A 13868-nucleotide genomic window follows, 5' to 3' on the forward strand; every position below is an offset into this window, starting at 1 on the left:
TCACTTCCTTACCTCAGCCAGGATACCTTCAGCGCCTTGCGCAATAAGCTTATCAGCAACAAGCAAACCTAGCGCTTCCGGATCGCTCCCGGAAGCCGTTTCCTTGAGCATGGTGACGCCGTCCGGCGTACCGACCATGCCCGTTAAAGTGAGCAGCGGCACTTCTGATCCGCTGCTGTCTTCGCTTATGCTCGCGTAAGCGCCGAGCGGCACTTGGCAGCCTCCATTGAGTCTGCCTAGGAAAGCCCGCTCCGCTCGCACCGCGAGCGCGGTTGGCTCATGCTGGAACCTGCTCAGCAGGTCCAGCATGAAGGCGTCGCCGCCCCGGCACTCGATGCACAGCGCCCCCTGCCCTACGGCAGGGAGGCAGATCTCGGGCGGCAAGTACGCGCTGATGCGATCCTGCCAGCCGATCCGGTGCAAACCGGCCGCGGCAAGCAGAATAGCATCGAAGTTCTCATCATCGAGCTTGCGCAGCCTCGAATCAATGTTCCCGCGGACCGACTCGATGCGGAGGTCCGGGCGTAGGTGCTGCAGCTGGCTGGCGCGCCGCAGCGAGCTGGTACCGACGAGCGCGCCTTGCGGCAGCTCGTCCAGGGAGCGGTGCCCGCGTGTGATCAGCGCATCGCGCGGATCCTCACGCTTCGGCACCGCTCCAACGACTAGCCCTTCGGGTAGCTCGAAGGGCATATCTTTCATGCTGTGGACGGCCATGTCGATGTCGCCGTCCACGAGTGCCTGTTCGATTTCCTTGACGAACAGACCCTTACCGCCTACCTTGGACAAGGTAACATCCAAGATGCGGTCGCCCTTCGTGACAATTTTCTTTATTTCAAATTGACAAGCAATTCCATGTTCAGCTGCAAGTTGTTTTAAGAGCTCCACAACTTGCCCTGTCTGAGTAAGTGCCAATGCGCTTTGCCTAGTTCCTACGATGATTGTTCTCATCTCTACCCGCCTCCCTGTACTTGCTGCCCGATATCCTTGATAGCTGAACAAGCAGATAAATCCGTACCTCTATCTCCAACTTACTCCTGCATCCAAGGTTCTTTCTCTAAGGTTATGTAGAGCTTCTCTTTCCAACTTTCAAACGTGCCGTCCCGTATTTTGGCAAGCACATCCCATTCAAGCATCTCTTTAAACACACGTTGTCTGGCTTGTTTATCGGTCACCCTGCTCTGAATCAATAACCGCAAATCGCTAAGGAAATCGAGGTAAGTTTCATACTCTTCACCATAAGCGTTGTCTAATTCTTGAGCGATTTTACGAGCAGCCGAAGGGCTTGCCCCACCTGTTGAAACCGCAATAACTAACTTCCCTCTTCGAACAACAGAAGGCACGATGAAGGAGCTCAATTGAGGTTGATCAACAACGTTGACTAGCTGCCCCATACGTGATGCTATCTCATGCACATGAGCATTTACTTTCGCATCATTCGTTGCAGCTACAACCAAGATGTAGGGCGTAAAATCCGAGCTTTTGTCGATCATGATCGATGGATCAAACGTTTGCCTATATAGAACCACGTCAGCATGATTTTCCATCTCCATAAGCCCCTCAGTAAATTCTGTGCTTACAATCGTTATATGGGCACCTGCTTGCAGCAGTGATTTCACCTTTCGTTCAGCCACAGCCCCGCCGCCAATTACTAAACATCGGCGTCCAGACAGATTCATCATAATTGGATAGGGATGATTCATCGTCGTTAGCTCCATATCCAGCCGTGAAAACCTGAAACCAGATTAGAAACCACAAAATTGAGAACAACAATCAAGAATGCCGCGAGGTTCCAAGCTGCGAGCTTATTGCCCGAAATACGCATAGAATGTTGCTGAAATAAATAGAAAGCGTACGCTGCCAATACAAAGAATGAATTAATCACCTTAGGATCATAAAGTAAATTACGATCTCCCTCCAGTACAACCCAAACCACACCCAGGCTTAAAGCCATAAGCAGCAACGGTGCTCCAATAATAACGGAGAGATAGGTGTAATGTTCAATTTTCTCAAGTGAAGGTAATCTCATAACCGTTTGAGAGAATTTCTTCGCTTTCAACATTTTGTGTAAAAACACATACATGCCTGAGAAAATAGCTGCAATCGAGAATGCCACATAGCTGCCAATCGCTAAGGTAATATGGATAAATAATAGCTCATCATTGATGTTCCAATCGGGCTTAATTGGCGTTACATTCGGATTACCGAAAACATTCAAAGCCAAAATGGCAAAACTGAGCACATTCACAAAAAACACAAACAATTCAATGCGGAAAAATCGGTTAATCAACAGTGAAATCGTGACAATCAACCACGAAAACATAAATAGTACGTCCGACCGGGCAAATGCCCATTCCGTCAAATGACCATACAAGTTAATGCCTAAGTAAGCGGTTTGTAGAACCCATACAAACAAAAGCAGCCCCGTCCCCATCCGTTTCGCGCTTCGGTTCGCATTAGCGAAATCCGAAAAGTAAAACAATAGGCTCAGGGCATACATATAAATCATCGCATCAAACAACCAGCTACGTGTAACCATGGCACCTCTCCTAGGCGATTAGCGCCCTTTTCTTCAAGATTGGGCTAGAACATCAGCGTTTTGTAAACTAAGCACGGACAACTTATCATCCAGCATCTGCTTAGCTTCAACTGCTTTATGCCCGGCTTCTAGTTCTTGTGCTAACTGATTGGCTTGCTCTTGTTGTTCAAGGGTCTCTTCCAGGGCAAACAGTTTCGTGAATAGCTCAAGCGCTTCATCACCATGACGCTCTCCAGCCATTTCCTTAATACGAAGGATTGGGTCGCGCAGCACTTGATTCACAATGCTTTTCGTCAATTTACGAATAACTTTAATTTCACGTTCATCGAGGTCTGGCAGCTTCTTTAACATGTTATCCATCGTCTCTTCGTGGATCTGGCTTGCTTTTGTTTGAAGAGCACTTATAACTGGACTTACACCTAGCGTCTTCGTCCATTGTTCGAAAACACCCATTTCAGACTCGATCATCGTTTCAATCTTTGCTGCTTCTTTCTTTCTCTCTTGCAAATGTTTATCTACGATATTCTCCAGATCATCGATATCATAAAGGAAAACATTAGGTAAGCCGCTAATTTGTGGATCTAGATCGCGAGGGACCGCGATGTCCATCATGAAAAGCGGACGTGATTTTCTCTTTTGAACATAGGACTGAATGTCATTCTTCGTAAGAACATATCCTGGAGCGCCTGTTGAGCTTATAATAATATCCACTTCTGCTAAATGCTCCAGCATGTTATCGATGGTACATGGAATGCCGTTAAATTTCTCAGCCAATTCAACTGCACGTTCAAACGTGCGGTTAACCACGATAACTTTGTTAGCGCCATTCGCATATAGGTGCTTCACAGTGAGTTCGCTCATCTTACCTGCACCAATAATCATAACTGTCTTGTTCATGTAGGTACCGAATATTCGTTTACCAAGTTCCACCGCGGCGTAGCTGACGGAAACTGGATTATTGCTAATGCCTGTTTCGGAGTGTGCTTTTTTGGCAAGTGTCACGGATTGCTTAAACAACGTATTGAAATAAGCCCCGGTTGCTTTCATATTTTGAGATGATAAAAAAGCATCACGCACTTGTCCTAGAATTTGGGTTTCCCCAATAACCATAGAATCTAATCCGCTTGTTACGCGGAATAAATGTTCAATCGCTTTTTCATTTTCATACATATATAAATGCTTTTGGAATTGATCCTTACTGACTTGGAACCAACGTTCAATGAAGTGAGTCAAGTAATGGCTGCACATCTGCGGTCGATCCACAACAGCGTAGATTTCCGTGCGATTGCAGGTGGCGACGATTACACACTCCAATATGCTTTTCGTGTCTTTCAATTCTGCCAATGCCTTAGGTAAATCCTGATCGGAAAAAGCGAACTTCTCCCGAATTTCTACCGGGGCCGTACGATAATTCAAGCCAAGTGCGATAATATGCAAAGGTACCACCTGCCTTTCCGTCTATTTCTATGAACCATTATAGCACAGCAAAACAAGCAATCCGACAAATTTTTTGTAGAATTTATGAATGCTTCATACTGCTCGTTAGTTTTAACAGCATTTCGTTTCTATATACCTAATATAGGGATCTTTGAGTGTAACTCAAAGTCTCTCTGCTTAGGGATCTTTGAGTGTAACTCAAAGTCTCTCTGCTTAGGGATCTTTGAGCGTAGCTCAAAATCTCTCTGCTTAGGGATCTTTGAGCGTAGCTCAAAATCTCTCCGCTTTTGGGATCTTTGAGCGTAGCTCAAAATCTCTCCACTTAGGGATCTTTGAGCGTAGCTCAAAATCTCTCCGCTTTTGGGATCTTTGAGTGTAACTCAAAGTCTCTCTGCTTAGGGATCTTTGAGCGTAGCTCAAAATCTCTCCGCTTTGGGATCTTTGAGCTTCATTCAAAAAAAATCCTTATATATCCTTATTGAAGTGCTTTTTTTCGTATAAAAGAGGTTAAATTTCGATCCAGTTCAGTCAGCTTCGTATTTTGGGACGAAATAATATCGCCATTCGAAGCCATGAGTTTCTCATACAGATCGTACAGACTCTTGTACTGAAGCCAAACTTCCTTCAAAGTCTGGATCTCATCTGGCTTTAACGTTCGCTTTCCCCCCACCTGCAGACGCTTCAAGTACTGTGTTAGCTGGGTCATACTGTCCAGTGAAGTCAGATATTCGCTTCCTCCCGCAGCAAGCACCAGGCGTTCATGCGTATAACTTGCCGAGTAAAGGGCTTGCCCCACAGCGTCCAATCCTTCGGTATCTTTGCTTTGAGCAGCTTCCTCCAGATAGCTCTTCAGAAGTTCCATCTGAAACAGAGATACTTGATACAGTAGATGAGTAGCATCATGCTCTTCTTTATGAGGACCAAGTATTTGAACGAGCTGATAGATGGGCCAGATGATGACAAAGAGTACAATACTGTAAATCACTGCTTTTCTAACGATTTTCTTTTTCAAATCCGTTCCCCCAGTTCATGTTTGCTTCATGTTCGGACATGTGTCGCAATAACATTGTATGGGTATCTGGACAAACAAATAACCACGGATTTCTCCGTGGTTATCGTTATTGTTATGCGCAGATTCTTATTTAACAAGCTCTGCTTGCTTCATTTCTGGAGTTTCTACTTGCAGTTCACCCATTCCGCGAACTAATTTCTTCGCATAGAATGTTTCTGGTTTCAATACGGATACCATAAAGTCAATTGCTAATTGAGGGTCCACTGTCTCACCGCATGTATAACAGTCAAGCGCGGCAAAACCTCTCTCAGGATAAGTATGAATGGAGAGATGACTCTCGGACAACATAACAAGTACAGTTGCTCCTTGTGGTTCAAATTGCTTGGATTGTACAGATAGTACGGTTGCTCCGCATACCTCGGCAGCTTCTACCATCTGAGCCTGCAGCCAATCTGCATTGTTCAGAAGTTCGAAATCTACCCCCCAAGTATCTACAGCAACGTGTCTTCCGAAAGTTGAGTATTCTGTTTCCATCTTTCGGTTCCCCCTTCCTAGGAATAAAATGTCTGAAAAAAATTTCATCCGCTAGGACCTACGTCATTCACTTCCCGAGGGTATAATCTCTCGCAACATTCAATGTCCTGAGTGAATCCTGGTTCCTATATTGTTTCAACGAGAATAAAAATAACATCTATCGACGAGAAATGCAATAGTTTTTTTTACCAAATGCCTTTAAACAAAAAAGACCCTAAAAAGGGTCTATTATAATTGTGAGTATATGTGTGGTTAAGCCTCCAATATAAACAAACGATGCGTTAGCTCATTGAGGCGAGTGTCGATCTGCTGATGTTCTTCCTGTTCCTGCACCATATTTCGTAAATCAAGTAGATGGTTAATTTGATCGTAGATCATTTCAATCTCTTGCTCGACTTCTCTCTTTTGGAACATTTGCTGCATGAGACCAATGGTGTCTTTGTACTCATAGATAACGGTCAACAATTGCCCTTTGACTTCCTCGATTTTAACGACGGTTCCACGCTCGTAGTAGTAAACCATTGTGTAGCTTGGATAAATTCGGTTTACTTTTGCGCTTCCTTTAAACTCTGACACTGCTTTACGCATCAAATTAGCCAGTAAGGTGTTACTTAATCTGCAGGATCCTGTGCATTCATATAGGCCCGATTTCTTCTCAAATGAAAGGACGATTTCCTGACCTGCTCCATCTTGAAAAACAACCTCTTGGTTGCCATTCTCCAAGACTTTCACTTGCAATGTCACTTGATGATCCACAAACATTTGAAAAAACCTGAACATCTCGGCTTCTGTTAACTGGAGGCAGGTTTTGACATATTCAGTCGCTAACCTTTGTGCCATAAAAATCCCTCGATTCTTTGTTTACAAGCCATTAACTATTACCTTGTTTATTATTATACTACATGCGTCTCTAATATTCCTGCGTGCAATTCATTATAATCAGCCAAATATTCTGAAAAAACCAAGGAATTACGGAATGCCAGCAAATTTTCCCCAGTAAACCTCGCTTTCCCGTGTGCTTCTTCTTGATTTTCTCTGTCTTTTGACGTCCTTCTTATTACTACACAAAAAACCGCCCTATAAATCAGGACGGTTCTTGTTCTCTATCTTGTTCTTGCTGGGTCACGAGTTCATTTGCTTCCTCAGGCTCTGTTTCTCCATAAGCAATAGCTTGCTCTAGAATCCCCCACAGCTCGTCTTTGCCAAGCCCAAGCTCCGAGGAAAACATCAACGGCTGGACACCCTTATCCATCCCCAGTGTTTCTCGCACAATCTTAATATGCTTCGGCCATCTGCTTTTCGGGATCTTATCGGCCTTGGTCGCAATGACGATGACTGGTACATCATTATGTCTTAGCCACTCGTACATAGCTTGATCATCTTTGGAAGGAGGGTGCCGCAAATCAACTAATTGCATGACAAGGCGCAGTGTTTCTCGATTCATTAAGTAGCTCTCAATGAATTTTCCCCACTGCTCCCGTTTTGTTTTGGAAACTTTGGCGTAGCCATAACCTGGAAGATCTACGAAATATAAGTCCTGGTTGATTTTATAATAGTTAAGCGTTTGGGTTTTGCCGGGCTGTGAGCTGGTTCTGGCCAAATTTTTGCGGGAGATCAAACAGTTGATGAGTGAGGATTTCCCGACATTAGAACGCCCTGCCAGAGCAATCTCTGGCAAGGCATCCTCTGGATATTGGCTAGGTCCAACCGCACTGATAATAAACTCAGCTTGATTGACTTTCATGGATGTTCAACTACTTTCTATCGTTATCCGACTTGCACGGGAGGCTTATTTTTGACAAGCGCATGTTCAAGCACTTGATCCATATGGCTAACTGGAATGAAGGTCATCTCGGCGCGGACACTTTCTGGAATTTCATTGATGTCTTTCTCATTATCCTGAGGCAGCAGGATGGTACGAATACCAGCTCGATGTGCAGCTAGCGCCTTTTCTTTGAGCCCTCCGATTGGAAGTACTCGTCCGCGCAATGTAATTTCACCGGTCATCGCAACTACACGAGAAACAGGAATATTCGTCAATGCCGAAATCAATGCCGTTGCCATCGTAATTCCTGCGGAGGGACCATCCTTTGGAATGGCGCCTTCCGGGATGTGAATATGGATGTCGTTCTTCTCATGAAAGTCAGGTGCAATGCCAAATACATCGGCCCGTGTGCGTGTATAACTGAAAGCTGCTTGAGCGGATTCCTTCATCACATCACCGAGTTTACCCGTCAAAGTCAATTTGCCTGTTCCGGGCATAACGGTGACTTCAATAACTAAGGTATCCCCGCCAACTTCCGTCCAAGCAAGGCCTGTCACAGCACCTATTTGATCTTTCTCTTCTGCTACATTATAGCGGAACTTGCTCGGTCCTAGGTAGTCCTTCAAGTTTTCTTCCGTTACATGTACCGGTGTAGTTGGGTCAGATACGATCTTTTTAGCCGCTTTACGATTCATACCTGCGACTTGCTGCTCTAAATTACGAACGCCCGCTTCACGTGTATATTCACGAACGATTTTCATTAAGGCATCTTCATCTACAATAAGTTGGTCTTCTTCTAGACCATGGTCACGCTTCTGCTTAGGCAGCAAATACTTTTTCGCAATTTGAAGCTTCTCAATCTCTGTGTAGCCAGGAATGTAGAGAACCTCCATCCGATCTAACAGCGGGCGAGGAATATTGTGAACAGCATTTGCCGTCGTCACGAACATGACATTGGACAAGTCAAACGGAACTTCAATGAAATGATCACTAAAAGTGCTATTCTGCTCGGGATCAAGAACTTCAAGCAATGCCGAAGCCGGATCGCCGCGGAAATCCATTGCCATTTTATCAATTTCGTCAAGCAAGAAAACAGGATTATTCGTTCCAGCGTTCTTCATCCCCTGGATAATCCGTCCTGGCATCGCCCCAACATACGTACGACGATGACCTCGAATTTCGGCTTCATCTCTGACCCCGCCAAGCGAAATACGAATGAACTGTCTTCCCATGGATCTAGCAATTGAACGAGCAATCGAGGTTTTACCAACGCCCGGAGGACCAACTAAACAAAGGATAGGTCCTTTCAGCTTCTTAACCAGCTTCTGTACCGCTAGGTACTCGAGTACGCGCTCCTTTGGCTTTTCAAGTCCGAAGTGATCCTCATTCAAGATTTCCTCGGCTTTATCCAAATCCAAATCATCGTCCGTATTTTTGGACCAAGGCAGTCCTAGCAGCCAATCAATATAGTTGCGGATGACGCCTCCCTCGGCAGAAGTCGCTGGCATCTTCTCTAAACGGTCGATTTCTTTCTCAACCTTCTCGCGGACTTTATCTGGCAATTCAGCTTCCGTCAACTGGTTGCGTAGGTCATCCACTTCTCCTGCGCGGCCCTCTTTATCGCCAAGTTCCTTCTGGATGGCTTTCATCTGTTCGCGAAGGTAGTACTCCTTCTGCGTTTTTTCCATTTGTTTCTTAACACGTTGACTAATTTTACGTTCAAGTTCAAGCACTTCTCGCTCATTATTCAAGATATTAAGCATTTTCTCGAGACGCTCACGTACATCTACGGTCTCCAGAATCTCTTGTTTATCCTTAATTTTGAGCGATAAATGGCTGCATATAACATCTGCTAAACGGCCTGGTTCATCAATGTCCGACACAGCAGCAAGCGTTTCTGGTGTAACCTTTTTCGACAAATTAATGTAATGCTCGAATTGACTCAGTACGCTTCGCATGAGCGCATCGATCTCAGGATCGGTGATCTCTTGCTCCGGCAGTTCCTTAGCCGTGACTTCATAATATTCATCATTCACAAGGTATTCAACAATCTCAGCACGCAAAACACCTTCTACCAAGACACGAATGGTTCCATTCGGTAGTTTCAGCATTTGCCTTACCTTAGCAATTGTCCCAATGCGATAAATATCCTCTTTGGCAGGTTCTTCTATGTTGATCTCAGATTGAGAGCAGAGGAGAATCATGCTGTCATCCACCATTGCCCGCTCGAGTGCTTTAACCGACTTTTCTCGCCCTACATCCAGATGTAGAACCATGCTCGGATAAACCAGCAGTCCCCTTAGAGGCAATAGCGGCAATCTGCGCACCTTGATTTTTCCGGGTCCCATCCTCTGCACCTCCTAATATATGGATCTTGATCTTCGAGCGAAGTTCGAATTGTCTCCGCTTCGGATCTTTGAACGGAGTTCGAAGTCTCTCCGCTTCGGATCTTTGAACAATATTCAAAGTCATTTATTTCTGTACCCCTCGTTGCCCTTTACATTTTATCAAAACTGCAAACAAAACACCAACTGGCACTCTGACGTGCCATGTAAGGTTATCTCAACTCTGATTTAGGAGTCAATTGTATGTTGTGAATTAGCATGTAAAATAGGTAAAGTTGAAGCTGGAATCGTCCTTTCTGAGGTAAAAGGCAAGTGAATCACATTATCATGAAGCTCTAAGCCTAAGGCAACTTCCAGCACTTCTTCGATCGAGTCAGCAGCAAGCACCTCTACCCCAGGCAAGTTAGCGAACATTTCTTGCCAATTTTCTTTGGGGATAATGACTTTGGTAGCTCCCGCTTGGAATGCAGCTTCGACCTTCGCTACAACGCCGCCAACGGGTTTAACTTTGCCATGGATACTCATTTCCCCCGTCATTGCCAATTTATTATCCACAGGTATTTTATGTATTGCAGATGCAATAGCTGTCGCCATGGAAATACCTGCAGAAGGTCCATCGATAGGCACTCCGCCAGGGAAATTAATATGCAAATCATAGTCTGACGTATTAAATCCAAGTTTGCGAAGGACTGTCAAAACATTTTCCACTGATCCGCGCGCCATACTCTTCCTGCGGATGGTTCGAGAGCCTCCTCCCATTTCCTCTTCATCTACAACACCTGTAATATTAAATTTCCCAGTACCTGCAGCGGCAATTGGTATCGCGGTCACTTCGATCTCAAGTAGTGTACCCAAATTAGGACCATACACCGCTAATCCATTGACGAATCCAATTTGCGGTTGCGCAGGTATTTTCCGCTCTGGTCTAGGTGGAATTTGCGATGAATTGACAACCCACTCAATATCAGCTGCGGTAATCTCATCTCGCTTATCCGTTAAGGCAATACCCGCGGCAAGCTGAATCACATTCACAGCCTCTCTGCCGTTCGTTGCATATTTCGTTACAACTTGAACAGCAGCTTCACATTTCTTGAAGCCAATTTTATCCAAGGCTTTCCGAGCAATTTCCCCTACCTCACCCGGTAAAAGAGGACGGAAATAAATTTCCAAGCAGCGCGAACGGATAGCTGGAGGAATCTCGCTAGGTGTACGTGTTGTAGCCCCTACTAAACGGAAATCTGCAGGCAGACCATTTTGAAATATATCATGAATATAGCCTGGAATATTCGTATCCTCAGAGCTATAATACGCACTCTCTAGAAATACTTTACGATCTTCCAGCACCTTTAATAATTTGTTCATTTGTGTGGGGTGTAATTCACCGATCTCATCGATAAACAATATGCCGCCATGCGCTTTCGTTACGGCACCTGGTTTAGGCTGTGGAATCCCCGCGACCCCCATTGCACCTGCACCTTGATAAATTGGATCATGAACTGAACCGATTAATGGATCAGCAATTCCTCTTTCGTCAAAGCGTGCTGTCGTGGCATCGATTTCTGTAAATTTGGAATCTGGACGGAAGGGTGACTCCTGATTTTTCTTAGCTTCTTCTAAGACGACACGAGCCGCAGCCGTTTTACCAACCCCAGGCGGACCATAAATAATGACATGCTGTGGATTGGGACCGCATAGTGCAGCTTTTAAGGCTTTCAATCCTTCAATCTGGCCAACGATATCCTGCATGGAAGACGGTCTTGTTTTCTCTGAGAGTGGTTTTGTTAGCGAAATGGATCTTAGCTTTCTTAACTTTTCCAATTCTTTCCTGGATTCTCTATCTACAGCAGACCGGTTCGTCTGTTGATTACGCAGCAAATTCCAGAAATACAACCCAATCACAACGGCAAAGAAAACTTGAATTACCATAAGAATAATACTTAAACTCATTTGTCATACCTCCTAAGAGCTTTGCTTTAGCAAACTGTCATCGTAAGCATATGCTTAGATTTCGTAAGAAAACTACTTCATAAGCTGTCATGCTAACTTCGTCAAACAGCTCAGTTTTTTGTCATAGCTTCCATTATTCCCGTGAAAAAGAAGGTTAATCCAATTCATGCAAACTTTTGCGTGACGTATGATAGCCCCCTTACAGAAGAAGGATAAGAGTAGATATTCATGCAAAAGGAAGTGGTTCGCTTGAAGAAAAACTTGATGATTCTACTTGTTTTCCTCTGTCTTTGTAAAACGTCAGATGCATCCGCTTTGGCGAATGATCCCCTACTGCCTAATGCAGATATTATTATCGACGTAGGGCACGGGGGCATAGATAGCGGTGCTTTACACGGTAAATACCAAGAAAAAGATATGAATTTAGCCATATCCAAAAAAACATACAAGTTACTTAAGAAAAGGGGATATCGCGTTATCATCAACAGGACTGATGACTACGCTTTAAGTGAAGATAATAAGTGGTCCTTCGGTGGAAGACACCGCAAGGATTTAGCTCAGCGTTCCGGACTCGCCAACACAATTAAGCCCAAAATGATGCTAAGCATGCATATCAATTGGTCAGGTAAATCCGATCGTAGAGGACCACTTGTCATTTATCAAAATCAATCAGACAGCATTTTGCTTGCTCAACTTTTGCAAGAATCTCTGAATCGTCTTTATGGCACGGAAGAACTGCCTGTTCTCGGTAAAAAGTATTATGTGCTCAAGCACACGAAAAGCCCAGCTGTTATCGTCGAACTAGGATTTATTTCCAATAAATCAGACCGCAAGCTGCTGAATGATTCTCATCATCAAGCCAAGTTAGCAAAAGCCATTACTCAAGCGGTAGATCAATACTTTGCTATGATTCATCCTAATTAGCATTTACCTTCATTGTTTGCGAAATTGGAACAAAGGTAGCTTCCTTTTGAATGATGGGAATGGCCTCTTTGATCACTTGGGCTGTTTTTTTCCCTGGTGGACCCACATGTCCGATCGCGATGACCATATCTCGTTGATGGATTAATTTTTTAAACTTCACCATTTGCTTGCTGATGTGACTGTACGTGTAAAGATCATCGAAGAAGAGTTGATTCTCTGAAAATGGAACTCCATTTTGCCCCGCTAGCTTGCCGATTAGGCTTTTTGGAGAAGTACGGCTATCTAATAAAATGAGATTTTTCTCTCTGCAGATTTCAACGAGAATTTTCATTACTCTCTCATCTGCAGTAGCCTTGGATCCCATATGATTATTAATTCCTATTACATAGGGAATATCTTCGATTGCCGCTACGATCCGTTTGTGAATCTCATCATTCGATAAGTCCGTAGTAATGGCTCCTGGACCCAACCAGCTCTTCTTGCCCCGCACAGGCTCCATAGGCAGGTGTAGAATGACTTCATGCCCCCTATCGTGTGCTAATTGAGCATCTTGTTTAGTGGAGGGCAAGAAAGGCATGACAGCGACGGTGAAAGGGATGGGTAGATCCATCATCTCTTTAGTGCCGTCCATATTATTGCCAAAGTCATCAATGACAATGGCCACCTTCTTCGACTTGATCTCGGCTGCTTGCTGTGAAGGCATTCCCACATCTGAAGCACCCGTATGCCAAGGTAAAAGAAGCAAAAAGATCCCTACGATTACTGTAAGGGTAATGTGACGAGCAGTCCTATACTTGCTTAGCAAATTCATAGCATTCTCCTTGTTTGCATGTAATCGTTAGAAAAACTTACTTCAAATGAACAAGCTTTCCAGTTTTACTCATTATGCTTCTCTTGCGCTACAAATATGCGTAAAAGGAATTAAATGGCGTTAGGGGAGCTGGTTCAGATGTAAGTACGGGTGGGAGTGCGAGTTCAAGGCGGGTGCGGGGGTGGGGCCAGGTGGCGGGTGCGCTGTGGGCGTGGGTGTGGGTGTGGGTGTGGGTGTGGGTGTGGGTGTGGGTGTGGGTGTGGGTGTGGGTGTGGGTGTGGGTTTGGGTTTAGAGTGTGGGGGTGGATGCGGGGCCGGATCGGATGGGAGAGCTAATGCAGATGGGTGCGAAACGAGGGAATAAGTGAGAGAGAACAGTGCCGATAAAAAAAGTTCTCAAAGGGAACTACGATTCGTTATTTGAGCTAAAAATGCTCAAATGCATGAGCACGAGGAACTACAGTTCGCTATTTCGTTGTTTTCCTTTAAAAACCTCTCTTTTTTTTAGAAATAGCTGATCCATGTTCCGCTAATTCAAATTTCTAGTGCATTTCCCC

The 13868-nt window shown here is 44.7% G+C and carries 13 protein-coding genes; 2 read left to right on the top strand and 11 right to left on the bottom strand.

Features of this window, described 5'->3' with window-relative positions; translation table 11 throughout:
* From hemC to lonB, 10 genes are all read right to left on the bottom strand, one after another.
* Positions 1-948, bottom strand: coding sequence for a hydroxymethylbilane synthase (gene hemC, locus AC58U0_RS12855; RefSeq protein WP_497379396.1), 948 nt, complete (start codon positions 946-948; stop codon positions 1-3).
* 80 nt (positions 949-1028) lie between these two features.
* Entirely contained in the window at positions 1029-1700 is a 672-nt protein-coding gene (locus AC58U0_RS12860) for a precorrin-2 dehydrogenase/sirohydrochlorin ferrochelatase family protein (RefSeq protein ID WP_497379397.1), read from the bottom strand.
* Between the two features lie 5 nt (positions 1701-1705).
* Positions 1706-2536, bottom strand: coding sequence for a cytochrome C assembly family protein (locus tag AC58U0_RS12865; protein WP_497379398.1), 831 nt, complete (start codon positions 2534-2536; stop codon positions 1706-1708).
* 33 nt (positions 2537-2569) lie between these two features.
* Positions 2570-3973: a glutamyl-tRNA reductase gene (gene hemA, locus AC58U0_RS12870; protein ID WP_497379399.1), complete on the bottom strand. Its 1404-nt coding sequence runs from the start codon at positions 3971-3973 to the stop codon at positions 2570-2572.
* A gap of 475 nt (positions 3974-4448) precedes the next feature.
* On the bottom strand, positions 4449-4985 hold the full coding sequence (locus tag AC58U0_RS12875) for an S-adenosylmethionine decarboxylase (RefSeq protein WP_497379400.1): 537 nt from the start codon (positions 4983-4985) through the stop codon (positions 4449-4451).
* Between the two features lie 126 nt (positions 4986-5111).
* Positions 5112-5519, bottom strand: coding sequence for an adenosylmethionine decarboxylase (speD, locus tag AC58U0_RS12880; protein WP_057306176.1), 408 nt, complete (start codon positions 5517-5519; stop codon positions 5112-5114).
* A 252-nt stretch (positions 5520-5771) separates the two neighbouring features.
* A complete protein-coding gene (locus AC58U0_RS12885) occupies positions 5772-6359 on the bottom strand; it encodes a non-ribosomal peptide synthetase module (RefSeq protein ID WP_497379401.1) in 588 nt (195 codons plus the stop codon).
* A gap of 244 nt (positions 6360-6603) precedes the next feature.
* Positions 6604-7263: a ribosome biogenesis GTP-binding protein YihA/YsxC gene (yihA, locus tag AC58U0_RS12890; RefSeq protein ID WP_497379402.1), complete on the bottom strand. Its 660-nt coding sequence runs from the start codon at positions 7261-7263 to the stop codon at positions 6604-6606.
* A gap of 23 nt (positions 7264-7286) precedes the next feature.
* Positions 7287-9632, bottom strand: coding sequence for an endopeptidase La (gene lon, locus AC58U0_RS12895; protein ID WP_497379403.1), 2346 nt, complete (start codon positions 9630-9632; stop codon positions 7287-7289).
* 225 nt (positions 9633-9857) lie between these two features.
* A complete protein-coding gene (lonB, locus tag AC58U0_RS12900) occupies positions 9858-11576 on the bottom strand; it encodes an ATP-dependent protease LonB (RefSeq protein WP_497379404.1) in 1719 nt (572 codons plus the stop codon).
* A gap of 228 nt (positions 11577-11804) precedes the next feature.
* Here lonB and AC58U0_RS12905 point away from each other — a divergent pair, with 228 nt between their 5' ends.
* A complete protein-coding gene (locus tag AC58U0_RS12905) occupies positions 11805-12500 on the top strand; it encodes an N-acetylmuramoyl-L-alanine amidase family protein (RefSeq protein ID WP_497379405.1) in 696 nt (231 codons plus the stop codon).
* Here AC58U0_RS12905 and AC58U0_RS12910 read toward each other — a convergent pair.
* Complete coding sequence (locus AC58U0_RS12910) at positions 12493-13311, bottom strand: divergent polysaccharide deacetylase family protein (RefSeq protein WP_497379406.1); 819 nt, start codon at positions 13309-13311, stop codon at positions 12493-12495. The two genes, AC58U0_RS12905 and AC58U0_RS12910, sit on opposite strands and share 8 nt — an antisense overlap.
* 181 nt (positions 13312-13492) lie before the next feature.
* Between AC58U0_RS12910 and AC58U0_RS12915 the strand changes: the two genes are divergently transcribed.
* Complete coding sequence (locus tag AC58U0_RS12915; protein WP_497379407.1) at positions 13493-13675, top strand: hypothetical protein; 183 nt, start codon at positions 13493-13495, stop codon at positions 13673-13675.
* The last annotated feature ends 193 nt before the right edge of the window (positions 13676-13868 follow it).

This window comes from Paenibacillus sp. J31P190 (assembly GCF_059692075.1).